The sequence below is a fragment of the Halobacillus sp. A1 genome (genome assembly GCF_024189295.1).
Lineage (GTDB): Bacteria > Bacillota > Bacilli > Bacillales > Halobacillaceae > Halobacillus_A.
This window is the reverse complement of sequence record NZ_JAIZEN010000014.1, coordinates 69,686-93,021: the sequence shown is the minus strand read 5'-3', so window position 1 is coordinate 93,021 and position 23,336 is coordinate 69,686. Positions and strand designations below refer to the sequence as shown.

General features: G+C 40.2%; 24 protein-coding genes. 8 read left to right on the top strand and 16 right to left on the bottom strand.

Annotated features, from left to right (window positions below; translation table 11 throughout):
• Positions 1 to 1,201: 1,201 nt before the first annotated feature.
• Both LF817_RS14610 and LF817_RS14605 read right to left on the bottom strand, forming a co-directional pair.
• Positions 1,202 to 4,366 (bottom strand): bifunctional cytochrome P450/NADPH--P450 reductase, encoded by a 3,165-nt coding sequence (locus LF817_RS14610; RefSeq protein ID WP_253936546.1) that lies wholly within the window; start codon positions 4,364 to 4,366, stop codon positions 1,202 to 1,204.
• Positions 4,367 to 4,447: 81 nt separating this feature from the next.
• Entirely contained in the window at positions 4,448 to 5,023 is a 576-nt protein-coding gene (locus tag LF817_RS14605; RefSeq protein ID WP_253936545.1) for a TetR/AcrR family transcriptional regulator, read from the bottom strand.
• A gap of 274 nt (positions 5,024 to 5,297) precedes the next feature.
• Between LF817_RS14605 and LF817_RS14600 the strand changes: the two genes are divergently transcribed.
• Entirely contained in the window at positions 5,298 to 6,167 is an 870-nt protein-coding gene (locus LF817_RS14600; RefSeq protein WP_253936544.1) for a DMT family transporter, read from the top strand.
• A 265-nt stretch (positions 6,168 to 6,432) separates the two neighbouring features.
• Here the strand turns inward: LF817_RS14600 and LF817_RS14595 are convergent, their stop codons facing one another.
• From LF817_RS14595 to LF817_RS14585, 3 genes are all read right to left on the bottom strand, one after another.
• Complete coding sequence (locus LF817_RS14595; RefSeq protein WP_253936543.1) at positions 6,433 to 7,284, bottom strand: SDR family oxidoreductase; 852 nt, start codon at positions 7,282 to 7,284, stop codon at positions 6,433 to 6,435.
• Positions 7,285 to 7,451: 167 nt separating this feature from the next.
• Positions 7,452 to 7,907 carry an ASCH domain-containing protein gene (locus tag LF817_RS14590; RefSeq protein ID WP_253936542.1) on the bottom strand — a complete coding sequence of 152 codons (456 nt, stop codon included), beginning with the start codon at positions 7,905 to 7,907 and terminating at the stop codon, positions 7,452 to 7,454.
• 135 nt (positions 7,908 to 8,042) lie between these two features.
• Positions 8,043 to 8,381 carry a GNAT family N-acetyltransferase gene (locus tag LF817_RS14585; RefSeq protein WP_256558326.1) on the bottom strand — a complete coding sequence of 113 codons (339 nt, stop codon included), beginning with the start codon at positions 8,379 to 8,381 and terminating at the stop codon, positions 8,043 to 8,045.
• A gap of 207 nt (positions 8,382 to 8,588) precedes the next feature.
• On the opposite strand from LF817_RS14585, the gene LF817_RS14580 reads away from it, so the two are divergent.
• The 4 genes from LF817_RS14580 to LF817_RS14565 all read left to right on the top strand — a co-directional run bounded on the left by LF817_RS14580 (position 8,589) and on the right by LF817_RS14565 (position 12,065).
• A complete protein-coding gene (locus LF817_RS14580; RefSeq protein ID WP_253936540.1) occupies positions 8,589 to 9,143 on the top strand; it encodes a helix-turn-helix domain-containing protein in 555 nt (184 codons plus the stop codon).
• Between the two features lie 17 nt (positions 9,144 to 9,160).
• The gene (locus LF817_RS14575) at positions 9,161 to 9,880 is read left to right on the top strand and encodes a CPBP family intramembrane glutamic endopeptidase (RefSeq protein ID WP_253936539.1); all 720 of its coding nucleotides are present in this window, start codon (positions 9,161 to 9,163) and stop codon (positions 9,878 to 9,880) included.
• A gap of 15 nt (positions 9,881 to 9,895) precedes the next feature.
• Positions 9,896 to 10,819: an alpha/beta hydrolase gene (locus tag LF817_RS14570; protein WP_253936538.1), complete on the top strand. Its 924-nt coding sequence runs from the start codon at positions 9,896 to 9,898 to the stop codon at positions 10,817 to 10,819.
• 643 nt (positions 10,820 to 11,462) lie between these two features.
• Positions 11,463 to 12,065 carry a class I SAM-dependent methyltransferase gene (locus LF817_RS14565; protein WP_253936537.1) on the top strand — a complete coding sequence of 201 codons (603 nt, stop codon included), beginning with the start codon at positions 11,463 to 11,465 and terminating at the stop codon, positions 12,063 to 12,065.
• A 387-nt stretch (positions 12,066 to 12,452) separates the two neighbouring features.
• Here the strand turns inward: LF817_RS14565 and LF817_RS14560 are convergent, their stop codons facing one another.
• Complete coding sequence (locus LF817_RS14560) at positions 12,453 to 13,718, bottom strand: MFS transporter (protein ID WP_253936536.1); 1,266 nt, start codon at positions 13,716 to 13,718, stop codon at positions 12,453 to 12,455.
• A 319-nt stretch (positions 13,719 to 14,037) separates the two neighbouring features.
• Between LF817_RS14560 and LF817_RS14555 the strand changes: the two genes are divergently transcribed.
• Both LF817_RS14555 and LF817_RS14550 read left to right on the top strand, forming a co-directional pair.
• Positions 14,038 to 14,697 carry an ArsR/SmtB family transcription factor gene (locus LF817_RS14555; RefSeq protein WP_253936535.1) on the top strand — a complete coding sequence of 220 codons (660 nt, stop codon included), beginning with the start codon at positions 14,038 to 14,040 and terminating at the stop codon, positions 14,695 to 14,697.
• Positions 14,698 to 14,840: 143 nt separating this feature from the next.
• Positions 14,841 to 16,073 carry an MFS transporter gene (locus tag LF817_RS14550; RefSeq protein ID WP_253936548.1) on the top strand — a complete coding sequence of 411 codons (1,233 nt, stop codon included), beginning with the start codon at positions 14,841 to 14,843 and terminating at the stop codon, positions 16,071 to 16,073.
• Positions 16,074 to 16,247: 174 nt separating this feature from the next.
• Here the strand turns inward: LF817_RS14550 and LF817_RS14545 are convergent, their stop codons facing one another.
• The 10 genes from LF817_RS14545 to LF817_RS14500 all read right to left on the bottom strand — a co-directional run bounded on the left by LF817_RS14545 (position 16,248) and on the right by LF817_RS14500 (position 22,389).
• On the bottom strand, positions 16,248 to 16,580 hold the full coding sequence (locus tag LF817_RS14545) for a hypothetical protein (protein ID WP_253936534.1): 333 nt from the start codon (positions 16,578 to 16,580) through the stop codon (positions 16,248 to 16,250).
• Between the two features lie 24 nt (positions 16,581 to 16,604).
• The gene (locus tag LF817_RS14540) at positions 16,605 to 17,057 is read right to left on the bottom strand and encodes a MarR family winged helix-turn-helix transcriptional regulator (protein WP_253936533.1); all 453 of its coding nucleotides are present in this window, start codon (positions 17,055 to 17,057) and stop codon (positions 16,605 to 16,607) included.
• Between the two features lie 241 nt (positions 17,058 to 17,298).
• Positions 17,299 to 18,426 carry a M20 peptidase aminoacylase family protein gene (locus LF817_RS14535; RefSeq protein ID WP_253936532.1) on the bottom strand — a complete coding sequence of 376 codons (1,128 nt, stop codon included), beginning with the start codon at positions 18,424 to 18,426 and terminating at the stop codon, positions 17,299 to 17,301.
• Between the two features lie 61 nt (positions 18,427 to 18,487).
• Complete coding sequence (locus LF817_RS14530; protein WP_253936531.1) at positions 18,488 to 18,721, bottom strand: hypothetical protein; 234 nt, start codon at positions 18,719 to 18,721, stop codon at positions 18,488 to 18,490.
• A gap of 136 nt (positions 18,722 to 18,857) precedes the next feature.
• Entirely contained in the window at positions 18,858 to 19,061 is a 204-nt protein-coding gene (locus tag LF817_RS14525; protein ID WP_253936530.1) for a hypothetical protein, read from the bottom strand.
• Positions 19,062 to 19,197: 136 nt separating this feature from the next.
• Positions 19,198 to 19,569: an iron chaperone gene (locus LF817_RS14520; protein WP_253936529.1), complete on the bottom strand. Its 372-nt coding sequence runs from the start codon at positions 19,567 to 19,569 to the stop codon at positions 19,198 to 19,200.
• Between the two features lie 265 nt (positions 19,570 to 19,834).
• Positions 19,835 to 20,749, bottom strand: a complete 915-nt coding sequence (locus tag LF817_RS14515) for a VOC family protein (protein WP_253936528.1) — start codon at positions 20,747 to 20,749, stop codon at positions 19,835 to 19,837.
• A gap of 190 nt (positions 20,750 to 20,939) precedes the next feature.
• On the bottom strand, positions 20,940 to 21,362 hold the full coding sequence (locus tag LF817_RS14510) for a GNAT family N-acetyltransferase (protein ID WP_253936527.1): 423 nt from the start codon (positions 21,360 to 21,362) through the stop codon (positions 20,940 to 20,942).
• Between the two features lie 401 nt (positions 21,363 to 21,763).
• On the bottom strand, positions 21,764 to 22,033 hold the full coding sequence (locus tag LF817_RS14505) for a hypothetical protein (protein WP_253936526.1): 270 nt from the start codon (positions 22,031 to 22,033) through the stop codon (positions 21,764 to 21,766).
• A gap of 131 nt (positions 22,034 to 22,164) precedes the next feature.
• Positions 22,165 to 22,389, bottom strand: a complete 225-nt coding sequence (locus LF817_RS14500; RefSeq protein WP_253936525.1) for a hypothetical protein — start codon at positions 22,387 to 22,389, stop codon at positions 22,165 to 22,167.
• Positions 22,390 to 22,677: 288 nt separating this feature from the next.
• On the opposite strand from LF817_RS14500, the gene LF817_RS14495 reads away from it, so the two are divergent.
• Positions 22,678 to 23,316, top strand: a complete 639-nt coding sequence (locus LF817_RS14495; RefSeq protein ID WP_253936524.1) for a YczE/YyaS/YitT family protein — start codon at positions 22,678 to 22,680, stop codon at positions 23,314 to 23,316.
• Positions 23,317 to 23,336 lie beyond the last annotated feature (20 nt).

The following is a 23,336-nucleotide window of genomic DNA, read 5'->3' as shown; positions in this document are numbered from 1 at the left end:
TGAAGGAATAAGAGGACAAAACCCTCTTACTTACAACCAAAGAAGCCGCGTTGGACGATAAAATAGTCCAACGCGGCTTCCTTTTTTGATATATAACTCAAAAAGTTAGCAGTTCTTCAGTGGCCTCGTCACAAGCTGCTCCCTTTTTAAAAATGACTTTGTTAAAGTTCCGTGTTGATATTCATATAAGCTCCCTATAGCGGAAGACTCGGTTTCGAGACCTAATGAGAATCCAGGGGCTCCGGGAAACGGATCGCTTTCCGGGGGGCGGGCGCTGAGCCTCCTCGACCTTCGCTCTCCGGGGTCTCACCTGTCCCGCTCCTCCCCCAGGAGTCTCACCGTTTCCCTCCGCCCCTTTGCCATATAAGTATCTCGAAACCGCTTCAACAAAAGCAAATAATTCTGTTAGTACGCAGTTTCTCGGTCCAAGTGTCTCAGGCTGCAAAACCTTGCTATAAAGCTCTTAATCCGAAAGAACAGAGGGATGGAAAACCGCACCTTCTTAGTGAAAGCGGTACTTTTTCTCGCTTACTTCGTATCGGGGATTGGGGAACTGCGGTACTCCATTTTTAAAAGCGAAAGCGCTTCGTTTCGTATGAACTGGAATGAGCTGCCGGAGATAAAGGAAACACGAAGAACGGAGTGATTCAATGTTGATTTATCGTACAGAAGTAAAGGAAGTCTCCTCATCGCTATGTGTTGAGTTGAGAAAGGATTGGAATGTCTAAATTTTCTTATCAACCTTTCACAGGAAGGCAAGTAAACTACATTAATATTGTGGAGTTTTAAAATAGAACAATTTAACCGTTGCACTGGAATGTTATTCTCCCTCTTTAATTAAAAGTTTTCATGTCAAGTGGACTTCGAGAAGCACATCTTTAGTGAAGGGCGGCGGGGAATGGCGAGACTCCTGTGGGAAGAGAGTGCTAAGTGAGACCCCGCAGGACGGGACGTCCGAGGAGGCTCACCGCGCTCCCACGGAAAGCGAGCCATTCGCCCTGCTCCTCTCATCAAATGTCTCGAAATCGAGTCTTCCGCTATCCTGCCAAATTGTTGAATAACTCACTTATCAATATCCACAATCACCTTTAACATAGACTTTAAAATAAAGAGGGCGATCGCAGTATGAAGCGATCGCCCTCTTTCATTAACCTTTATAATCTAGTGTTCAACTTAAAACATCTATTCCTTTAAAATACTCTTAAGACGCAGACCAGACGTCCTTCGCAAAGCGACCGGATTGTTCAAGCCCTTCCAACCATGCAGTTGCTTCTTGGCTGCTTGTCTGATGAAGATCTTGATAACACCTGATCAGCGTATCCGCCACTTCAGGAGCCATCTTGCTGCCATCGCCGCAAATGTACAGGTGGCCTCCTTGATCTAAGAGAGAAATTATCGTTTGTGCATTTTTCCTCATTAAATGCTGGACATACACTTTTTCTTGATCCTGTCTGGAGAAAGCACTATGAAGTTCGATAAGCCCGAGGCTTTCGGCTTCCTTCAGTTCTTTCTCGTATAAAAAGTCCTGTTCTGGATGACGGCACCCGAAGTACAGGTGAGCACTTCCGAGCGTTTTCCCTTCCTGCTGCATGACATGGCGAGCTTGGATGAATCCTCTAAACGGCGCGATTCCCGTTCCTGGTCCTACGAGAATCATCGGAGTTTCAGGATCGTCAGGCAGCTGAAATGCCGATTGAGGCGTTCGGATGAAACAAGCGATTTTGTCGCCTGTTTCTCGAGATGCCAGATAGTTAGAAGCTACTCCTTCATACTCGCCTTTGCCGCTCCAGGCTTCCCCACGGACGACACTGACCGTAACACTTGTCTGATGTTCGTCCACACGTGGTGAACTAGAGATGGAATAGTAACGGACTTTCAAGGACGGCAGCAAGGAGATAAAGCTTTCGAATTCCATTTCACAGGAAGGATAAGCTTCAAGCAGCTCAAGCATCGTCTGACGTTTTTCCAAAATTTCTCGTTTGTAGATGTCATCCTCTACGAGTTGTTCAAGCTCCATTTTGTGAGGAGGACAAGGGTTACTCGCTGCGAGCTCACGAATTTGTGCGCGGGTCGCTGGCTCCTGCAATTCCACATATGACGATAATAATTGTGCAAGCTGAACAGGCTGGTTGGCAGGCAGATGGTTCGCTCTTCCTGTACCTGCTCCAAGAATGACATGCTCTTCTCCTTTTATTCCAAACCGGTTCAACACCCTGTTTACAAGTGCTGGTGTATTTTCAGGCAGCACGCCAAGATGATCCCCTTCTTTGTAGGTGACGTCTGCAGGCAGCTGTACATCAATGTGACGAGTACTTCGTTCACTAGTATTCAAGAGTTCCTGGTTGTCACGAACAACGGCAGTAAAAGCATCATACGTGCGAGCAACTGGTGTATAGCTGATGCCACTGACAAATTCCATAGAGACGTGACTAGACGTGTGGTCTCCGTCCTCCAGCTCAAGATTAAAACGATCCGCTAAACTAGGCCATAAACGCTCCTGCCATTTTTCAAAATCGCCATCAAAGTCTTCACTTGCATCTCCTTCTCCACGTTCAAGGAGTTTTGAAGCCCCTTTGGCTTCGAGCTCTCCATCGATAATGGCCGGAATGCGCTGATAGGTGTTCGCCCAATTGCGATCCCCACAGCCGAAGACGGCATAGGTTACCCCTTCCAGGTCTGCTTCTTCAACTGATGGAAGCCAATCCATAAAGGAAGTCGCATTATCTGGCGGGTTTCCGTTATAGGAAGCAGATACAATTAAAACTGCCCCTTCAGTCGGAAGATCTCCGGCAAATTCGTTCAATGGAGCTGTAGTCACTTCAAACCCTTGATATCGTGCGGTTTCCGCAAGTTCTCGGGCTACTCCCTCTGCCGTTCCCAAATTAGATCCAAATAACACAAGTAATGGCGTGCCATTTGATTGGATGATAGGCTCTGCCTTCGATTCTACAGATGTTTCTTTTTTCTCCTCAGAAGCCGGCGTTTGGAATACCATAGCTTCTTTTCTGGATTTCACTTTCATCGTCAATGCGTCAGGCTTGAACGTTAACGTTTCTTTAACGTCCAGTTCATAATCTGTATGATCTTCCAGTTCAAAATGCTGCAGGACCATGCCGAGAACGAGCGTCGCTTCATGAAGAGCGAATTGCTGCCCAATGCAAGCCCGCTGCCCGTTGCCAAAAGGTTTATAAGCATGATGCGGAATGTTTGCGGGATCTTCAAATCGCTCCGGTTTAAACTCTTCCGCATCTTCGCCCCAGACGGACGTGTCACGGTGCAGCTCTGGTAAAAGGAGCGTGAACGTATCTCCTTTTTCCACCTCATATTCTCCATCAAGCGTCGTATCTTCCTTGGCAAAAACAGAAAAAGCCGGGGCTGTCGGCCATAACCGCAACGCTTCATTCAAGATCATCCGCACATATTTCAACTGTTTCACCTGTTTGTAGGATGGTGTGTCATCACCAAGGACTTCATTCACTTCTTGATAGGCTTTCTGTAATTTCTCAGGATCTTTCAACAAGAAATAAATTGCAAAAGAAAGAAGACCGCTCGTTGTTTCGTGCCCCGCAATCAGGAATGTAATGATTTGAAACCGGATGTTCTCATCATCGAGGGCTTCTCCTGTTTCAGGGTCTTTTCCTTTTAGCATGTGAGCAAGTAAATCGTCCTCTCCTTGGTCACCCGCTTGCTTCCGATCTTCGATTAATTGATCGACCAGATTGAACATGTAATCAATATCTTCTTTATATTGTCGTTTGGAACGGACCATCAGCTTATCCTGGATACCGAGCCGCTGCGACTGGCTCATCGATTCATCGAGCGCCCTCACCATTTTTTCTACGAATGGATGAGAATCTTCACGATAGAAGCTGTTGAAGCGATAGTTGAACCCGCACAAACCGATGGTATCCAGCGTAAGACGAGTCATATCATCCGGCACATCAATTTCTTCGTTCGAATTAAGACGTGCCCATTTTTGGACCAGCTGTGAAGCAATATCGACCATTTTATCATGGTACCCTTTCATCGCCTGCTGGCTGAAACTAGGAAGTAATATATTGTGGGCTTTCTTCCAATTCGGCTCACCTGTTTCACTAGTGAATAAACCATCTCCGCCAAAAGCACGTACTTTTTGAAGAGCAGGCCCGACTTTTTTATCAAAGCGTGTTTCATCACAAATTTCTGCAGCAAAACGAGCATTGGAAACGAAGTTACTTACTCGACCAGGAAATTGAAATTGGAAGACCGGTCCCAGCTCCCGAGCATGGTTCATAAACGACTGTATGGGTTTATCTTTATCAATGCCCGGTAAATTTCCGAGCGGTCCATAGGATTTCGGTTGTGGAAGTTCTTCTATATGATTCATGAATAAGCACCTCTTTCATGGATTTGAAAATAACCGGAATGAATATTCATTCCTTTTATAGGATAAGAAAACTGAGCCCCATCACGAATGATGACGCACAGCATCCCAACAACTTTCCTCTACTCCTGCCAATAATTCCTCCGACGATTCGATGTCACCTGCACGGATCAATTTAAAAAGCTCAAGAAAACCACCAAATATAATAGCAATTAACGCTTTCGATGGAAGGTCTCGAATTTGCTTTTCTTCTTTCCCCTCATCTAAGAAATTCTGGAGAATCATAAGCAGATGATTAAAATTCTCTCGACTCGTATCATCAAGAAAGTAAGCAGCATTATGGGTTTTTATAAAATAAAGGGCATGCTCATGGTCATTTGTGAAACGAACCATCCCTTTAAATAAATGATGGAATTGATTACGAATACTATCTTCCTTCGGATAATCTTCCTCCAGCGTATGGGTGAACAATGTCACATAATGCTGGAACAATGTATTGACAAGAACTTCTTTGTTCGCAAAATAGCGATATATGGTTCCTGCGCCTACGTTGGCATCATTAGCAATCATCGGAATCGTTGTCGCATCGAAACCACGTTCTGCAAATAAATTAAGCGCACTGTGGATGATATGATCACGTTTACTTGTGGATGTCGGCATCTGAAAGTTTCCTCCTTTTATCACGGAATGAACATTCATTCCTTATCATTGTAGTACTTTATTCCATATCATGCAATCATCCAAAGGGCTCAAAAAAGTTTGCACATCTAATTTAGGTTTAGATACTAGAGATAAAAGGAACTACCATTTTTATGGATAATTAGGAACGTAATAAGGATTGTATAGCCCTTGAATTTACGTTAGTAAAATCAAGATGAGATTCTAATAGCGTAACCAAATATTCGTACTATTACTTATTATTAGGAGGCACACAATGAGATATTTAGGTGTAGGTTTAGTTATGCTAGCGGGATTATTCTGGGGCATAAGCGGAGGAATTGCGGATATTTTAATGGACAAGGGCTGGGATCCTATTGTGATTTCATTTTATCGAGGGGCTGTCGGGTTTATATGTTTTCTCGCCTGGTTTCTCGTTCGGTTTAAACAAAATTGGACCACCTCTCCTCATTTATATATATGGTCCTTATTAGCAGGGCTCGGTGTTGCTGGTAATTTCACTTTTTACTTTCTTAGTATCGAGTCTTCAAGCATTGCTGTTGCGGCTACTTTAGTGTACTCTGCCCCTGTTTTTGTTCTTTTAGTCTCCTTTTTAAGAGGAATAGAACGCTCGACCTGGTTCAAATGGGGATGCATTGCCGGCGTGCTTATCGGGATTATCCTGCTTACAGGTGCCTACAACCCCGAATCGATTTCAGTCAGTTTTCTAGGGGCGGCAGCGGGGCTTGCTGCTGGGCTTTGCTACGCTTTGTTTATATTCGGATTTAAAAAAACGGCTTCTATTGCAAAGCCGCAGACGACCTTGACTATCGCCTTTTTCTCATTCTGCCTCATTCTTCTTCTCTTTATGAACAAGGGTGAAGCAGCCAGCGTGGTGACCTCAAGCGACTTAGGCTGGTTTGTTCTATTAGGGATCCTGGGAGCTGGAATTTCATTTATATTGTATGTGATTGGAATTCGACGGACTGCCCCGTCAACTGCTTCTATGGTAGCTATGGTAGAGCCGGTGACAGCTTCATTATTCGGCGTTATGCTTTTGGGAGATGATTTGGGTCTCGTTCAATTTCTTGGAATGGTACTCATCCTGGCGACAGTCACCATCCTTAGTGTGAAGCAGTCTGGCTGAGATAGTTCACGTACAGTTAACCAATGTGTTTGAGATTAGTAAAGCAACACTATTAAGTCGGAATTCAGCCAAAAACGATACAACCCATAAAGCCCCACACGAAATTGTTTCGTGTGGGGCTTTATCTTAGATTCATTTTATCCATTGCTTGTGAAGGTGATAATAACGGTGCAAATCCGCATAAATGTTAACGGCCGCTTCTTCGTTATAGTCATGGACGTTTAATTTCTATCGTAACTAGTAACTTTCTTAGCCTATGACCCCTTTACTCTCTCAACCATCTCTCTTTATAATCTTCAATGTACCGTTCAATGGGAGTTGGTTTGGATTTTGTGATTTTTTCAAAATCATAGGTGACTCCTTTAGCCAACCCCAATTTGGTTGGAAAATGAATACCGATTACGACATTCACAAAGTCCTCATTTTCTCCCTTTTGTAACATATACGACTTAAACTCTTTAACCGTTGGATTTATATATTCGATTCTCACCCCAAGAATAGAAGTCATTAAGTCAGCTACTTCATAAAAATCGACCGCTTTCTCACCCGTAATGACATGACTCTTGTTTGAATGATCTGCAGGATTTTCAAAAGCCTGAAGAGCTGCTTCTGCAAGATCCCGTGTATCCACAAAGCTCGTCTTCCCCTTCCCCGCTGGGACAAAAATCCTTCGATTTTCTTTAATTTCTTCTCCCAAAAAATCATGCAGGTTCTGCATGAAATACCCTGCTCTAATAAAAGTATAGGGTATGTTTAGTTTTTTGATGAGCTTGTCATTCTTAAAATGATGAACGAAAGGAAGAAACTGAACATCCTTAACCGATAAGTACACAACATGCTTTATACGTTTTCCCTTGACCATTTTAAGAAATTGATAAAATTCGATTTTGTCTCCTGGGGGATACATGAGAAAGATCTTATCTACACCTTCTAACGCCTCTTCAAACGTAGCACGTTTAGAAAAGTCTAATTCTACAAAAGAAAAGTCATTTCCATAAATTCTCTTTGCTTTTTCAACGTTTCTCACTGCACTCTTAAAGGAAAGGTTCTTTTCAAGTAATTTTTTGGCTACTTCTATTCCTACTTTCCCATTAAAGCCCGTAACAAGTATAGTCATGTCCGAATCACTCCTATTAGAAAAAGAAAAAGAATCTACCCTTATTCACCAAAATCCCTAACTAATAATTGGAAAAATATTTTGATACCAGCCCTGGAACAAGGTAATCAGGATAGAAAAGTTTGGCTATAGGGTACTCATCAAGCCATGCAAAACCATACAGTATATTACTTATATACTACTTTAAATTTTTCACAAACCACAGGGATTTTATGGTGGAACTCTAGATTTACCTCTTTGAGTTCTTTTTTAAAAAAGTCTTCGTGTACGGTACGCCAATACTCCAACGAGCGGTCGCCTTCACCTTCTAAATAAGCGTGTTCTTCAGTAACTTCATCAAAAGGAATAATATCAACCGAAGTCGTTTCGGCGATGGCCACGGCTTTTCCATCCCCATCGAGAATAATATTATGAAGACCTATATGGGGCAGCGGCTCCTTTTCTAACTCATATAACGTATAATTTGATGCTGTTGCTGTTTTCTTTCCTTCTAACACTAAATTCGCCAGTTCATCAGCCATTTCCTCAGAATCGCCAAAAGCCCATGCTTCAAAATCTGTTGGCGCATTCGGGTGGGTCTTCTTAAAATCTTTCCACATTTCCTGAATTGAATCATTGCTCATATCTATCAACCTGCTTTCTACCTTTTTACAAGTGATCATAAAAACAAAAATATAACTTAGACCATTGAGTTTAAATTTTACTATCCTCTATTATATATCATACTGTACTCTTTTTTCTGGCAGGAATTTATTCATTCATGTTTTCACCAGATGCAAAAGATGATACCCGCTAGAGTGTTTATGGCCGGATATAAAGTCAAATCCTCTTTTTTTGTAAAAATCTTCCGCCTTTGTATTTCTTTCAAAAACGTTCACTGTTAGTTTTTTTCGGTTCTTATATGCAAAATCTACTAATTGCGTGCCAATTCCTTGAGATTGGAATCCTGGACTAACGAATAGTCCGCCTATCTCATGGCCCAATAAGCTTATAAAACCGACAGGACGACCGTTTAGTGTGTAGACCCACGTCTCGCTTTGATGAATATAGTTGTATTTGAGATTCTCGATTTCTTTTTCCAAAAACTCTTTAGACATAAATGAATGATCAATTTTTGAAGACTGCTCAAAAATATGAAGTACATAGGGTAAGTCGTTATTATAATAACGTCGAATTACGATGTCATCACCTTCTTTTAACTTTTGTTTATAAAAATAGTTTAAGGTCTTTAATATTACAAAATATAGATATTGAACTTATGTAAATTATATTATATACTGTTATCATTATCAATAATGATAACAATGAGAGGAGGATTTATTATCAGTAAATCTAAAGAAAATGTAATCTTACATCCGGTAAGAATGAAGATTATTCAATATCTTTCAAAAGGTGCTGCTACCAGTTACGAAATAGTAAAAGGGCTGCCTCAAATTCCACAGGCAACGCTATATCGGCATTTAAAAATTTTAAATGAGGAAAATATAATTCATGTTATCGAGGAGAAAAAAATACGAGGGGCATTAGAAAAAACATATGCTTTGCAAGAAAACGGTGCCCGTATCAACGCAGAAGATTTTATGACAATGAGTGAAGATGAGCAAATTCAACTGTTTACCACTCTCTATTTCTATCTCTTGAATAAAACAGAAGAATACATCAAAAGTAATAAAAATATTGAGAAAGACCCCTTTGGATTTAATCAACTGGATTTGGATTTAACAGAAGACGAATTTGCCAACATGAGGAAAGACCTTTTGGAAGTTTATGAAAAATACGGAAAAAGAAAAGAGAATAATCAAGGTAAAACTGTTCAAATGTTCCAAATCTTCCTTCCAGAAGTTGATCGTGAAAATTAGAATAGAGGTGAACCGCTTTGAAAAGAATTCTGACCATAAGTTTTATCTTATGCCTTTTTGGGGCTATAGGCGGCTACTTTATTGCTCAGGACACAAATTTCAGTAATACACTGGATCTTCCTAATAAAAAAACACTTATTTTGATATTGACAATTCAGGCTGGAATATTGACTTTTTTATTTAGTATTATTGGTATGGCCTTACAAAAGAAGACACCATTTGAAATGATGCACAAAGGTAAGAAGCGCCGTGGGACTTTTCTTTCAATATTGTTAGGATTATTAACTGGGTTTAGTATCCAGGCAAGTGACGTCTGGATTTTCCCTCATTTACTGCCGGAATTGGAGATGCATACTCCCGCGCCTTCTGTTGAAGGATTGTTGGGAGGGGTTTTTTATGGAGGTATAGTTGAAGAAGTCATGTTACGACTCTTTGGAATGACTTTGATTATTTTTTTGGTACTTAAATTTCGAAAAAGTAATAACCTGCCTGCCATTTATTATTGGGGAGCAATTGTTGTAACGAGTGTTATTTTTGCTATAGCTCATCTGCCTGCTAATGAAGTCCTTTTTGGTGAGCTGAACCCAATAATTGTTATTAGAGCTCTGATCCTTAATGGCTTAGGCGGTATGTTTTTTGGTTACTTATATTGGAAGTATGGGTTCTGGTTCAGCGTATTATCCCACATGACTGCACATATCGGAATGCAGCTTATCTTTATACCATTACTATTTTAAAAGAGGTGTCCCATAATGAAGAATGAGCAAGAAATCATCCTCCAAGTACAAGAAGATAAACTTTATGCAACTCTTGCAATACCAGAACATCATAATGGTACCGCTGTACTGCTAGTTCCAGGTTCCGGGCAAGTAGACCGCCATGGCAATTCCACTAAACTGCATATGAACGTATATAAGGATTTAGCTGACCTTCTAAATAATGCAGGGCTGATCACTTTATGTTTTGATAAAAGAGGAGCAGGAAAAAGCGAAGGTAACTACCTCAAATCTGGAGTCTGGGATTTCATTAATGATGCAAGGCATTGGCTGGAATACCTTCAGAACCATTCCTTAGTTGAGCGGATAGTTGTTATCGGGCACAGCGAGGGAGCCATAACCGGACCCGCTATTTTGAAAGAGAAAGATGTTAATGGCTTTGTTTTCCTGTGTGGTTCTTTCGATGAAGGAAAGGAATTGCTCGACTACCAGAACATAAAAATAAAAGAAGAAATATCGAAAGCTACTGGAATGAAAGGATTCATCTTTAAATTATTAAACATAAACAAAAAAATTGAAAAACAAACTAAAAAATTTCATGAAGTACTTTATTCTAACACGGAGGATGTTATTAAATACAAAGGAACTAAATTAAATGCCAAATGGCTAAGAGAATTTCAAAACTATAAGATAAAAGACTACACGCAATATGTTCCCTCTCACTCATTGGCTGTTGAGGGTGGGAAAGATGTACAGGTGAGACCAGGTTCTGCAAGAGATTTTGCTGCTAATACAGGGGCAGAAACGAAAATATATAGTGATATGAACCATTTGCTGAGACGTAGATTAAACGAACACTCACTGTTAAATCTAAAGAAGGAGTATAAATACAGTAAAAAAAATGATGATATGCATTTAGAGATGATTAATAATTTGATTAGATTTATTAAAAATTGCTGATCTCTCTGTTATAATCACCAGAAAAAAACAAAGTACGGACAGACTAAAAGAAGCTGACATTCAAAGATGCCAGCTTTTTATATTGGCTGAAAAGTGCTTTGATTCTTTAGGCTTAATCTGAGCTGCCGCTTAGCGTTATAAGTTAGTCTAGTTAATTAGAAAATATACATATAACCTATGATGTTTTACTGATATTAAGAGATTTAATTGGATAATAGAAGAAAAACACATACAGGATTACAAATACAAAAAATCCTAAATTCATGAAGATGGTGCTGACCACAACTAATTATCTTTCAATAAGAAACAATATTTTATAAAGTTACAGTAAAAAGGTTTACCAACAACCTAAATAATGGTAATTAATAAGGAGACAGAATTCTCAATTACAAATGTTGTTTAGGGATTTTAAAAGGCGAAAGAGGGTGAGGATCATACAAAGTCGTTTAGGTAAAGTCCTGCTATGGCTCATTGTTTTAATTGTCATAATTACAGTAGTCCTTTTAGGCATTGGTGTAGCAGGATTCTTTAGTCGCTGACACTCGTTTACTTCCCTATGCAAGCAAAATACTTCCATTTACCAACACGACACCTCTACAATATGAGCATACTTAACGTTTTTGCAACTGGGAGGGGACTCACAATGTCTAGAGAACAATGGGACAAGCGTTTTTCGGAAGAAAAGTTTGTATATGGCACTGAGGTCAACGATTTTATTTTAGAGCAGGCCGGCAGACTGCCAGTAAAGTCAAAGATTGGCTGTTTCGCGGAAGGAGAAGGAAGAAATGCCGTCTATCTAGCATCCCAAGGTCATGAAGCAGAGGCCTATGACCAATCGAGTACGGGACTTGAGAAAATGCAGAAGCTGGCTCAACAGCATCGGGTTGAAGTAAAAGGCATACAAAAGGATTTAATCAATGAGAAAGTGGAAAGTGAGCGGTACGATGCGGCTGTTATGGTATTTGGTCATGTTCCTAAATACGGGCAACCATTTTTAATAGAGAACATCCTTCAGTCTGTAAAAACAGGCGGTATCGTTATGTTTGAAGTCTATTCGGAGAAGCAGCTGGAGTATGGTACAGGAGGTCCACCTTCTCAACAACTACTTTACGACCCTTCTGATGTGCTGAGTTGGGTAGAACATCATAAAGTGCTTCATTTCTATTATGGGGAAGCTGTTCGAAATGAAGGTGAAAAACATAATGGATTGGGTCATGTTATCCAGGCAGTTGTTCAGAAAAAATAAGAAAAAACGCACCTTTTCCACAGTGTGGCAGGCTTACAAAACTTTGTTGAGAAAGCTTGACCAAATTAAAACTAATCAAAGAGTGGTCCACTGCTGTTGCTCAAACCAAAATCAAGCATTACGGAGGACTACTTTCTGCGCCAGGCAAACCGGTACTTTTATCAACGAACTCCCTTTATTGATAAAGCGAAAAGACAGCGAATCAGCTGTCTTTTTTTGTTGAATCAGTTTACGACAGCAAGCGGAATTCCTCTTATGAATGCTAGCTCCGAATTATTCAACAGATAGCTCCATAACGGCACGGCGGTCAAGACTAATGAGAGTTACTCCTTCTACCCTGCTATGATTTTGAAATTTTTGACGAGCAACTCAAGTATTCTATCTTCCTTAACCTCTACGAGACCAAATCACAACAGGTATAAGAATTAGTGATAAAAGTCCTCCACCTATTGATAACACAGTGAAACTCGTACTAGCTACTATCATTCCCGAAAGAGCTCCCCCAGTAGCACCGGCTAATGCAATAAAAACATCAAGTGTTCCTTGCGTTTTCGCTCGCGTGGAAGGCTCCGTCGAATCAACAACTTGTGCCGTGCCACTAATTAAGCCAAAGTTCCACCCTAACCCAAGTAAAGAAAGAGCTATTACTAATAAAACGACCGAATCATTTGGTGCTGTTGCTGCTAATAAACCAGCGATTAACAGTGTAATGCCGGAAGCTATGCTCATGGCAGTCCGCCCTATTTTATCAACGAGAACGCCTGTTATAAGTGAAGGTAAATACATGGAACCGATATGAAACCCTATAACTATTCCTATTTCAGTTAAACCAAGTCCATGGTGGGCCATATGGACAGGTGTCATAGTCATGACTGCGACCATAACAAGTTGTGTCAGCACCATAACCGCTGCACCGACCGTAAGACCTCTTTTGTTTATTTTATTATGAATAAAATCTATATTTACCTCATGCTCGTTTTCTTGATTAAATGTCAAGATCCTGTTTGCAATATCCAGCGGGTCTGGGCGAAGCATGATAAAAAGTACAAGACCGGCTAGAATATAGGCAATAGCAGATAGAATAAAAGGACCTGCGAGTGCGGGAACACCCATAAGAAGAGCAATTTCTCCCATAACATCCACTAGATTCGGACCAGCAACAGCTCCAAATGTGGTCATGACCATCGTAATGCTGATAGCCGTTGCTCTTTGTTTCTGATTAGCTAAGTCTGTGCCTGCATAACGTGCTTGTAAGTTGGTTGCTGTGCCTGCCCCGTAAACCAACAGGGAAGCAAATAAAAGAATTACACTATTCAACACGGCTGCAATGACAACTCCAACAGAACCAAGGCCACCTACAATAAAACCTGTTGTCAGACCCGTGCGACGTCCATAACGCTGTGAAAGTCTCCCAACTATCCAAGCTGCTGCAGCTGAGCCTAAAGTAAATAAAGCTGCCGGCACTCCTGCAAAAGCATCCGTATCAAGCATATTTTGAGCTAAAAGGGCACCTACAGTAATACCAGCTGCCAGACCGGCCCCTCCGAAAATTTGGGATATGCTCACAACAACTAAAACTTTGTTATACAATTTTTTTAGTTTATTGGGAGAATCTATGTATTCCTGGATTGAATCCTGCTTGTTATAGGTCACTTACCGGCACCTTCTCACATTTTCATTTTAGAACGTATTATCGGATGTCACAGTCTTACTCCCCTTTACAAGGGTAACTATCTATCTAACCATATACTCAACTAATCAATCGAATAGTTGAATTGTAAAATTGAAAAATAAATTTGTCAATGTTTCATCATCCTCCTCCCATAATGATATTTAATAGAGTTCTCCTATTTAAAATCTCACCTCCATTTGAAAATGCCCCACCTTCATAAGTCTCACATTCTTTACAACATATATTTCTGAATGGTACTATTCAACTATTCAGTTTAATAGTTAAAGGTGGTGGTTTTGAATGGATGCAAGATCGTTTAAGGATACAATATATAATGAATTCACCCGCATTGGTAAAGTTCTGTCCAGTCCTAAGCGATTAGAATTGCTGGATTTACTTTCTCAATCCCCTAAGTCTGTTGAAATGCTATCGAAGGAAACAGGAATGTCGACGGCAAACACTTCTAAACACTTACAAGCATTGCTGGAAGCTCGGTTAGTTCAGTATAAGAGGGAAAAGAATTATGTAATTTATGAGCTTGCCAATCGAAAAGTTATGGACCTTCTATTCTCTATAAAATCCGTTGCAGAAGAACAGATAACTGAGGTTAACGCTCTACGAGAAAACTTTATCGTTAGAGGAAATGAGTTAGAAACGATAGAACTTAAGGAATGGGCAGAATTCAAAAAAAATGACAGCCACGTTCTGATAGATGTCCGACCGAAAGCGGAGTATCTTAGTGATCACTTGGATGGAGCCATTTCCATTCCTATGGATGAATTGAATGATTATATTCGTAACCTTCCTAAGGATAAGAAAGTGATTGCTTATTGCCGTGGTCCATACTGTGTTTATGCCACCGAAGCCGTTAAGCTTTTAAAATCGGAAGGCTTTGAGGCTGCAAGGTTGGAAGCGAGTGTACATGAGTGGAATCAATATCAAGAAAATTTCTCACATTAATAGGTCCAGCTCAACGAAGGTAAAGAAAGAACGTTCATCATCAAACAATAGCGCTGTGAAGAAATGTGTAAAACAAACTCGGGAAAATAAGATAAGAAAGAACCTTATAACTGGATCAGGTTCTTTTTACGAGGTGAGGAATGATGAACAATCAATTGACTCAAACCAAAGTAGGTGTAAAAGAAAATATTGGTCAATTTGTATTATTGGTAGTTATTAATTTATTTGTCGGATCAATGGTAGGTTTGGAAAGAACAATTCTGCCTATTATAGGAGAAGAACGCTTTGGCTTAGCATCCATGAGTGCTGCTTTATCCTTTATCGTAAGCTTTGGTTTTTCAAAAGCGATTGTGAATTTCTTCGCAGGTGATCTGGCCGATCGAATGGGAAGAAAACAAGTTCTCCTTATCGGCTGGGGGATCGGCTTATTGGTCCCAATCATGGTTATTTTCGCGCATGCCTGGTGGGTTGTAATTGTCGCTAACATCTTTTTAGGTATGAACCAAGCTCTCACTTGGTCGATGACAGTTAATATGAAAGTAGACCTTGCTAAATCAACCCAAAGGGGGTTAGCTGTTGGATTCAATGAATTTGCCGGATATATAGGCGTCGCGCTCATGGCAATTATATCTGGTTATGTGGCCTCCACTTATTCTTTAAGTCCAGAACCTTTTTATATTGGAATCGCACTCGTCATTATCGGCTTTATTTTATCTCTTATTGTAAAAGATACGGATCAGCACCTTAAAACCCAGGCGAAGCAACAAAAGAAGGAGTCTGATCCAGTTTCCACATGGGAAGTCTTCAAGCGTACCACGTGGAAAAATCCTAACTTATCAAGCAACAGCTTAGCCGGACTAACGACGAACTTAAAGGACGGAATGGCTTGGGGACTTTTCCCAATATTTCTCGCTTCCGGAGGGTTAAGTGTAGGTCAGATTGGGATAGTGGTGGCCATTTATCCAGCGGCCTGGGGTTTGTTTCAGCTGTTGACCGGCGTATGGAGCGATAAAATAGGAAGAAAAAGACTAATCGTATCCGGGATGTTTGTCCAAGCCTTCTCCTTATGGTTTATACTCGTCGTTGATACCTATCTGTTATGGATCATTGGAGCTGCTATTCTAGGCATAGGAACAGCAATGGTTTATCCAACTATACTCGCTTCCATAAGCGATGTGGCCCATCCAGAATGGCGCGCTACGTCCATGGGCGTCTATCGGTTCTGGAGAGACAGTGGATACGCGTTCGGTGCGTTAATTGCAGGAATTATCGCAGACATGATCAATGTCGATTGGGCCATAGGTCTTGTCGCTATCCTCCCGTTGATATCCGGAATTGTAGCATGGACAAAAATGAAAGAAACGCTTCAAGCATAGGCTTTGGATTCCAAACAATAAGATGCATTCCGATTTGTAACTCATTAATTTTGAAGAGATGCAAATCGGGATGCAAATACTAGATAAAATATTAGCATTTATTTACGTTTTTTAAGGTTTTTCTTCATATTAAATTGTCCAGGTATATACATAACTCTTCACCTTTCAAAACATTCACTTGAAGCTTTTGGTCATTAGTAAATCCGTTTGTTTTTCATCGCCCATATAAAAAGAATGAGTCCCCTTTTTAATGAATCCCCTATTTTTATAAAATGCAATAGCCTTTAAATATCCAGCGACTTCATGATTAAAATAAACAAAAAAGAACTGAGAAGAAATGTTCGATAGTTCTTTTTCTACTTGAGGCAGGTTAAAAGATTTTTCCAAATATGCCTTCATATTTTCAGGTGAATTCTGATGCTTAAATGTCTCGTTAAATGTTTCATAACTAATTTCCTGAAGTTTGTGTGCATCTTTAAGTGTGCATCTTTCAATATGTATAGTCATTCAATCATGTCGCTCCCTTACCTATTAGTAATTTCTTTTGTTTCCTTTTTTTACAAATTCCCAGTCTTTTTCTATGTTTTTTCTTGCTTTTTGAAGAAGTTTGAACATAGTTTCCACTTCTTCTTCAGAAAATCCATCTAATGCCACGGTATTGGAGTAATCGTTTTCTCTTTTTATGGAGGGGTATACACTTGTCCCCTTCTCTGTTGGAAAGAGTTTTCTTATTTTTTTGTTATGTTCATCTTCTTTCTTCTCAATAAAGCCATTCATTTCAAGTTTTTTTATAGACCTGGCTGCTGTCGTTCGATCAACTTTTATCATCTCAGCTACCTTTTCTTGAATGATTCCTGGATTTTCACAAATGCGTACGAGGTATAAATACTGCCCTTTCGTGAGTTCATACTCTTTGAATTCTATATTACTTATGGAATCTAACGCCCTTGCTATCATTCCTATTTCGCGAAGTACTTCTTTCATAAAAAACTCCTCAATCTATATTATTGTTGTAAATGCAATAATAATTATTTTGTGTTTATGTTACCCCGATTTTGTTGTATTTGCAATAATAAAATTTTGAAATAGAAATTTTACTATCATCCCTCGTCATTTCCTTCAAAAATTCTATCGAACCATCAGATATAAGAAAAGTAGTTCAACAAAGGGTACAAATTGAACTTTTGTACTCCAAAACTGAACTACTTTATCTGTAAATTGAACATTAATCTATTTCATACGTTTTCTTGACCGCATGGAACAAAATATCTACGCCATTCATCAAAGCCGATGTTTTGAACGTCATTTCAGGGTGGTGCAATCCAGGCTTTAAATCACAGCCGAGCCCAAGCATTGTAGCTTTCAATGCAGGTTTTTCAATCGTGTAAAAATGAAAATCATCTCCTCCTGGAGTTATAAGCGGTTCGTGCACATGTTCTTCCCCGAGGGTTTGTGAAATGGCTTCACTCATGATTTCGATTGCTTCTTTATTCGTCCGGGCAGCTGCCGCTTCATCTACATGCGTAATTTCCACCTCTATATCATAGTGTTTTTCCATCGAGTCTAACACGCTGTGTACCTTTGCCTCTAGTTCGTCCATCAGCTCATTGTTCTGCGCTCGAAGATCGAGTGAAAAAGTCGCATGTCCCGGGATGATATTGGCACTTTTGCCGCCGGCGTGAAAGCTCGTCATTTTCACAGAATGAGGCACTTGGGGGTCAAGGTGGATACTGCTTAATAAATGTACAATTTGCGCTCCAACTTCAATGGCATTATCGTTGAGATGCGGCCTGGCCCCATGGGCATCCATTCCGTTGATCTCTACATGAATCATTTTAGCTGCTCCATGTACAATAACAGGTGAAGCGACGCCGAGCGGGATTTCCTGCCCTGGCCGCAAATGGATGCCGAATAAATAATCAACGTCATCCACCACTTGTTTCTCAACCATTTTCAATGCACCGGACATTTTCTCTTCCGCCGGCTGAAAAATGAATTTCACTGCCACATTATCAAGAATATCCGGCTCTTTCTCCAGCTTCCAGAGCAGTCCTAACACCATCGCCATGTGGGCATCGTGGCCGCACGAATGATTCGCTTGAAATGTCCCGTCGACCAGCTGCCACAAAGCATCTATATCAGCGCGCACCCCGACAACCGGCAGGCCGGCATTAAAGTTTCCAAGCTCACCGATCACCCCTGTACAATCGGTAAAAGTCGTCACTTTGCAGCCGCTCTTTATAAGAAGTTTTTCTATAAACTTCGTCGTTTCTTCCTCCTCCCAGCTGATTTCTGCGTGTTTATGTAAATAATGAAAGGTTTCGATTACTCTCTGTTCAATGGTTTCTTTCATCCTCCTTCCCCGTCCTCTCTTTTACTGGTGATTAACTAATCAAATTTTATAAGGTTTGAAATTATGATATGCCTTTCCTCAGCTTTCTTTTGTCCTTCAAATTAAAAATCAGCTCAGTTCCAAATGCAGCAATCAGCCCACCCCAAAATATAAAAGTTGTGGAAAAAGCATGTGCTGCGAATAGAAGATCGTAGGTAAGATCAATAAATAACAGAATCAAATATGTATAAAAGCCAATTACTGCTCCTTTTCTCCAATAAATAGATTGTTTTTCTGTCATATTTTTAAAAAACACGACAAACTCTCCTTTTTATGCCCTGGTATGATTACTACGAACTAGCCACCCTTCTACTAATTCGGGTCTTTTCACTTGATAACTTCAAGGAAAGCACCCGTTTCATGCATAAGAGTGGCTAGTGAACATTAGATTTTTATAAATCGAGCAAAATAATTTCATACGTTCCTTTAAAAAACACAATAAAATCTCCAATAAACCCTATGCAAAAGAGCACAAAATAGTAGCTTGCGTCAGAGATTTCCTTATTAAACAGCTCCTTGAATGCCTGGATGAACAAGCTATTAAATTTAAACCAGCTTAGTATCCAGCCTATAAGAAGAAATGTGACAATCGCCATTATTGGTGCCCTCCTTTATCAAAACGAATTTTTCTATTCGTGCCTTTAATAAAGAAAGGAAAAAAATTTATAATAAGCTATAAGAAAATCACCTATATATAGGACTAATAACTTTATCTATAAGAATAAAGTTTATCTATTTCCGCCAAAAATCCGTATAGTCAGCTTTATCCTGTATATTAAACTCAATGATTTTCTCAAGCAATTCGTAATCCACCGTGTCTTTAAAGCGAATCCGAAACAAGCCTTTCGTAGAGCTGTAACCCGCTTTAGCAATGTCATCAGCAAAGTGGGTGATCGCAGCTGGTTCCGGCGCCACGCTCACATGATGCTTCGCTGCATCAATGCCGACAATAAACGTTCCGTGATCGGTAAACATCGGCGTGTTCCACTTGATCTGCGCTTCCAAATTCGGAAATCTCTCGGCCACCCACGTATAAATTTCTTCTAAACGCTCACGGTGGTTAGGGTTATCAACCCCTTTTAAATAAGGTTCAAAAGCTTCCATTTTTGTTCCTCCTAAAGTGTAAAGTTAAACAATGCGAATCTTTTTTCAATATATCCCCCTACATCTAGTATCGCTGTAACATACTTTAATTAGTCCTATCATTATGTTGTTAAAGCAATCGTTTACATTCCTAATAAAATCGTTTCATTCGATGAGTTTTCACCATATTTGTCCTCACAAGTTTCACTTAAAAAACAAACAAAAAGATGACACATTTAAGCATCATTTCTAAAAACAACAGGCATGTACTGTGACTCACTCTATATTATCCCTTATACGCTTCCTCTAACTCTGCAAGATTAATTTTTTTCATCTTAAGGAATGCCTTATTAACCCGGTCAATTTGTGCCGTGGTGCCATTGCTCATCAGCTCGTCCATTTTTCTCGGTACAACCTGCCACGATACTCCATACTTATCCTTCACCCAGCCACACTGCTCAGCTTCAGGAACTGCCGACAGCTTATCCCAGTAATAATCAACTTCTTCCTGCGTATCGCAATATACCATAAAGGAAACGGCTTCATTGAAACTGAATCCATGATCCTGGGCACTGTCCATAGCAGTAAACCACTGATTCTCAAGCATAAAATCAGAAAACATAACTGTGCCTTCTTGATCTGGCTCCATCCCTTGAGGATAGCGGGCAATAAGTCCTTCTTTTGAGTTCTTAAATACAGATAAATAAAATTGAACCGCTTCTTCTGCTTTGCCATACTGCTCGCCAGTAAACATAAGCGACGGCAATATCGGCGGCCTTTCTTCACCATTGGGATCGGTAAGGATTAACTGCCATGACAGACCAAACTTATCCTGAACCCATCCATATTTCTCACTAAAAGGATACTTATCCATTGGCATCAAAACGGTTCCACCGTCGGACAACTTGTCCCAAACGTCATTTATTTTTTCAACCGCGGCTTTCTCTCTCGATGGGTCAAAATTAACCATGAAGGACATTGAAGGATTGAAAGTAAAATAAGGACCTGCACTGATAGACATGAACTTCTGTCCCCACAACTCAAAAGAAACGACATCGCAGTCACCTGAAGGCGTATCGTGGATAGTGGTCACGTTGGAAATTCCTGAGTGAGGGAATATAGAAGCATAGAATTCTGCAGCTTCTTTTGCCTCTTTGTCAAACCAAAGATGAGGAACGGGGTTTTGGTAGGTTTCTGTCATCGTTAAGCCTCCCAGTCTTTTTATTTATTATACCATTTTCATTATGTATAAAAGGACGCTTAAGTGTGATTCAACTTCTCAGACTTTATTTGATTATTCAACAAATTTCAACCTTTTTCCGTTCGCTGTCAGGAACTACATCAACGGCTGACTTTAGTCATTTAATTATTCAGGAACCTGCTGTTGAATACTATCGATCAAACCTCTTCTGTAGGAAATATTGATTAAACCCCTTTGGATGATCTTCAATAACGCCGAAAACTTCATATCCATTGTTTATGTAGAAGGATGGAGCTTGAAAGCTAAAGCTATCAAGGTAAATCAAACGACAGTCTTTTTCAATTGCTAATTCTTCTACTTTTTGCAGCAATTTGCTTCCAAATCCTTCACCTCTGACACGTTTATCGACCCACAGGAACTCAATGTGCATATGACGCCAAAACGTATTAACCGTAATCCCGCCAACAATTTCTTCCCTATCGTTTCTCAGCACAAAGCTGAAATTTTCGTTAGGCGTTTTGAGTTCATCCGGCAATTGTTCCATATTATGCTCGATTACTTTTTTCCTTATAAAATTACTATCTTCCTGCTTCCATTGTTCAACTATGTTCATTTTTCTCATCCCCACCTAATTTTCTTTACTCACTAAAAAAGTTGAAAACCGAAATCTTATCCTCAACTTTCTTCTACTAAGAACACCTCTTCTTCCCAAAGAATTTTTATGAAGTAAGAGCTTCGAAACACATTCTTTGTCACTCTACCTCATAAAAAGCAGCAGGCTTTTCTCCTTCTATAAAGAAATAAAAATCAAAATACAAAGCTAACCGCCCAACTGCTTAAACGAACCAACAGATATATAGTAAAAACAACAAAAGGTAGGTCTACGAAAAAACCGATCCATCTGAAATTCCCTTCATCATCTCTCCAGAAAAATATTAGCTCTTTGACACGTTCTTTTAATAACTTCATCACTTGACCCCCAGCCAAAACAATTGAAAATGGTATTCATCTCCACTAATCATCGTGCTCACCGGCATCGAAAGGTTCGTCTTCGAAATCCATATCATTCCTATCTCTATTAAAATCATACCGTTTCCCTGTTGGCTGCTGAAGGATAGGACCTTTCCCGTAGTCATATTTTTTATAACGACGAAGGTGACGGAGGGCTGAAAAACTTACACCTCCAGCTAAAGCTATTACCACTAGAAATGATTCTTGAAGCATGAAATACATAAGGATTAAAACGATAGCTGCAACTAAAGATCCGTATTCTAGTATTTTCAATGACGTCACCTCATTTCTTACCTGAGAATTATTTTATAAAAAGAAAGAGCGTTTACCTTTTATCAGATATCCGCCCTTTGGTAGGTTTGCCTAATTATGATCATATTTCTAAATTCAAAAGAAGCTGATCATTATTCACCAGGATTCCAGCCGCCTGGCACGTGTGCGCTATTCCTCTGTGAATTGCATGCTGCCCTGGCATCAATTTGTGCTTTCGATTCATCAGGAGTTTTCTCGACAGTATCTCCATAATAGGTATTAGCCGAAAAACCTAAACGATCACGAATCATGCCTACAACGATCGGTAAAGTCAAAACCCCTACAATAATTATCAGCACCCATACTCCCGTCGACATTCCATCTCCTCCTTATTTTAGTAACCTACCTTGTATACGAAATTCACTGAAAATGGTTTCAAAGAATGATGGATTCCGCGCTCCCGGTCTGCGTTTAATGCTGGAAAATAAAGTGTGTCTATCCCAGTACTGGCAGTGGATCCAGCAAATTTACGTTCGATTATATAAACCTTCATTTACAGTAAAAAATTTTCATTGACGCACTACATAATCCCTAATAAAATGTGGTCATATTTCTGAGGAATTCCTCTAATGTAACCACTATTGTATGGAAGGGAGGAGTATGTCATGCTTTATCGTTCTGTCGTTTACCTGCTGGGGATGCTGATCAACTTTTTTGGAGTGGCGCTTCTCATTAACGCTACGTTAGGCGCAGGCTTTTGGACAGCCTTTTTCATTGGAGTAAACGAGCATCTCGGGTTTACGGTCGGATTCTGGTACGCTGCATTTCAGCTCATTATTATTTTTGTGAACGCTCAGTTAATGAAACAGAGACCTGAGCATAGAGCGGTCATTCCTGTGTTTATGGAAAGTCTGATTCTGGACTTTTGGCTGGAGGTCGTTTTTTCCAATGTGGATCTATCTACAGCGCCATACGTCCTGCAGGTAATGGCTTTATTAACAGGCGTCGCCCTTATCGGCCTGGGAGTTGCCATTTATATTCTCCCTCAATTCCCGCGTGCGCCGGTGGACCAGCTGTTTTTAGCTGTCAGTGCTCGCTTCAAATTAAGTATTCAGGCCGGGCAAACCGCAGTAGCGGTGTTCATGACATCTCTTGCCCTGATCATTGGAGGCCCTGTGGGACTTGGAACGATAGCACCGATGCTGTTCCTTGGACCCGTTATTCAGTTCTGCTATACGAGAGCGTATCCTCTGTATTATAAGCTGGATCCACGCGGAAGCGCTGTGCCTGACGAGGTAGTTTAAGTCTCCTTGTTTTACGGAGT

Coding starts and splice junctions, on each gene's coding strand:
- LF817_RS14580 (WP_253936540.1), top strand. CDS start 8,589: ATGAGAGGAGGATTTATTATCAGTAAATCTAAAGAAAATGTAATCTTA.
- LF817_RS14510 (WP_253936527.1), bottom strand. CDS start 21,362: ATGAACATAGTTGAACAATGGAAGCAGGAAGATAGTAATTTTATAAGG.
- LF817_RS14520 (WP_253936529.1), bottom strand. CDS start 19,569: ATGGAAGCTTTTGAACCTTATTTAAAAGGGGTTGATAACCCTAACCAC.
- LF817_RS14555 (WP_253936535.1), top strand. CDS start 14,038: ATGGATGCAAGATCGTTTAAGGATACAATATATAATGAATTCACCCGC.
- LF817_RS14570 (WP_253936538.1), top strand. CDS start 9,896: ATGAAGAATGAGCAAGAAATCATCCTCCAAGTACAAGAAGATAAACTT.
- LF817_RS14605 (WP_253936545.1), bottom strand. CDS start 5,023: ATGCCGACATCCACAAGTAAACGTGATCATATCATCCACAGTGCGCTT.
- LF817_RS14600 (WP_253936544.1), top strand. CDS start 5,298: ATGAGATATTTAGGTGTAGGTTTAGTTATGCTAGCGGGATTATTCTGG.
- LF817_RS14525 (WP_253936530.1), bottom strand. CDS start 19,061: ATGGCGATTGTCACATTTCTTCTTATAGGCTGGATACTAAGCTGGTTT.
- LF817_RS14495 (WP_253936524.1), top strand. CDS start 22,678: ATGCTTTATCGTTCTGTCGTTTACCTGCTGGGGATGCTGATCAACTTT.
- LF817_RS14540 (WP_253936533.1), bottom strand. CDS start 17,057: ATGAAAGAAGTACTTCGCGAAATAGGAATGATAGCAAGGGCGTTAGAT.
- LF817_RS14545 (WP_253936534.1), bottom strand. CDS start 16,580: ATGACTATACATATTGAAAGATGCACACTTAAAGATGCACACAAACTT.
- LF817_RS14550 (WP_253936548.1), top strand. CDS start 14,841: ATGAACAATCAATTGACTCAAACCAAAGTAGGTGTAAAAGAAAATATT.
- LF817_RS14535 (WP_253936532.1), bottom strand. CDS start 18,426: ATGAAAGAAACCATTGAACAGAGAGTAATCGAAACCTTTCATTATTTA.
- LF817_RS14515 (WP_253936528.1), bottom strand. CDS start 20,749: ATGACAGAAACCTACCAAAACCCCGTTCCTCATCTTTGGTTTGACAAA.
- LF817_RS14610 (WP_253936546.1), bottom strand. CDS start 4,366: ATGAATCATATAGAAGAACTTCCACAACCGAAATCCTATGGACCGCTC.
- LF817_RS14590 (WP_253936542.1), bottom strand. CDS start 7,907: ATGAGCAATGATTCAATTCAGGAAATGTGGAAAGATTTTAAGAAGACC.
- LF817_RS14500 (WP_253936525.1), bottom strand. CDS start 22,389: ATGTCGACGGGAGTATGGGTGCTGATAATTATTGTAGGGGTTTTGACT.
- LF817_RS14595 (WP_253936543.1), bottom strand. CDS start 7,284: ATGACTATACTTGTTACGGGCTTTAATGGGAAAGTAGGAATAGAAGTA.
- LF817_RS14565 (WP_253936537.1), top strand. CDS start 11,463: ATGTCTAGAGAACAATGGGACAAGCGTTTTTCGGAAGAAAAGTTTGTA.
- LF817_RS14585 (WP_256558326.1), bottom strand. CDS start 8,381: ATGTCTAAAGAGTTTTTGGAAAAAGAAATCGAGAATCTCAAATACAAC.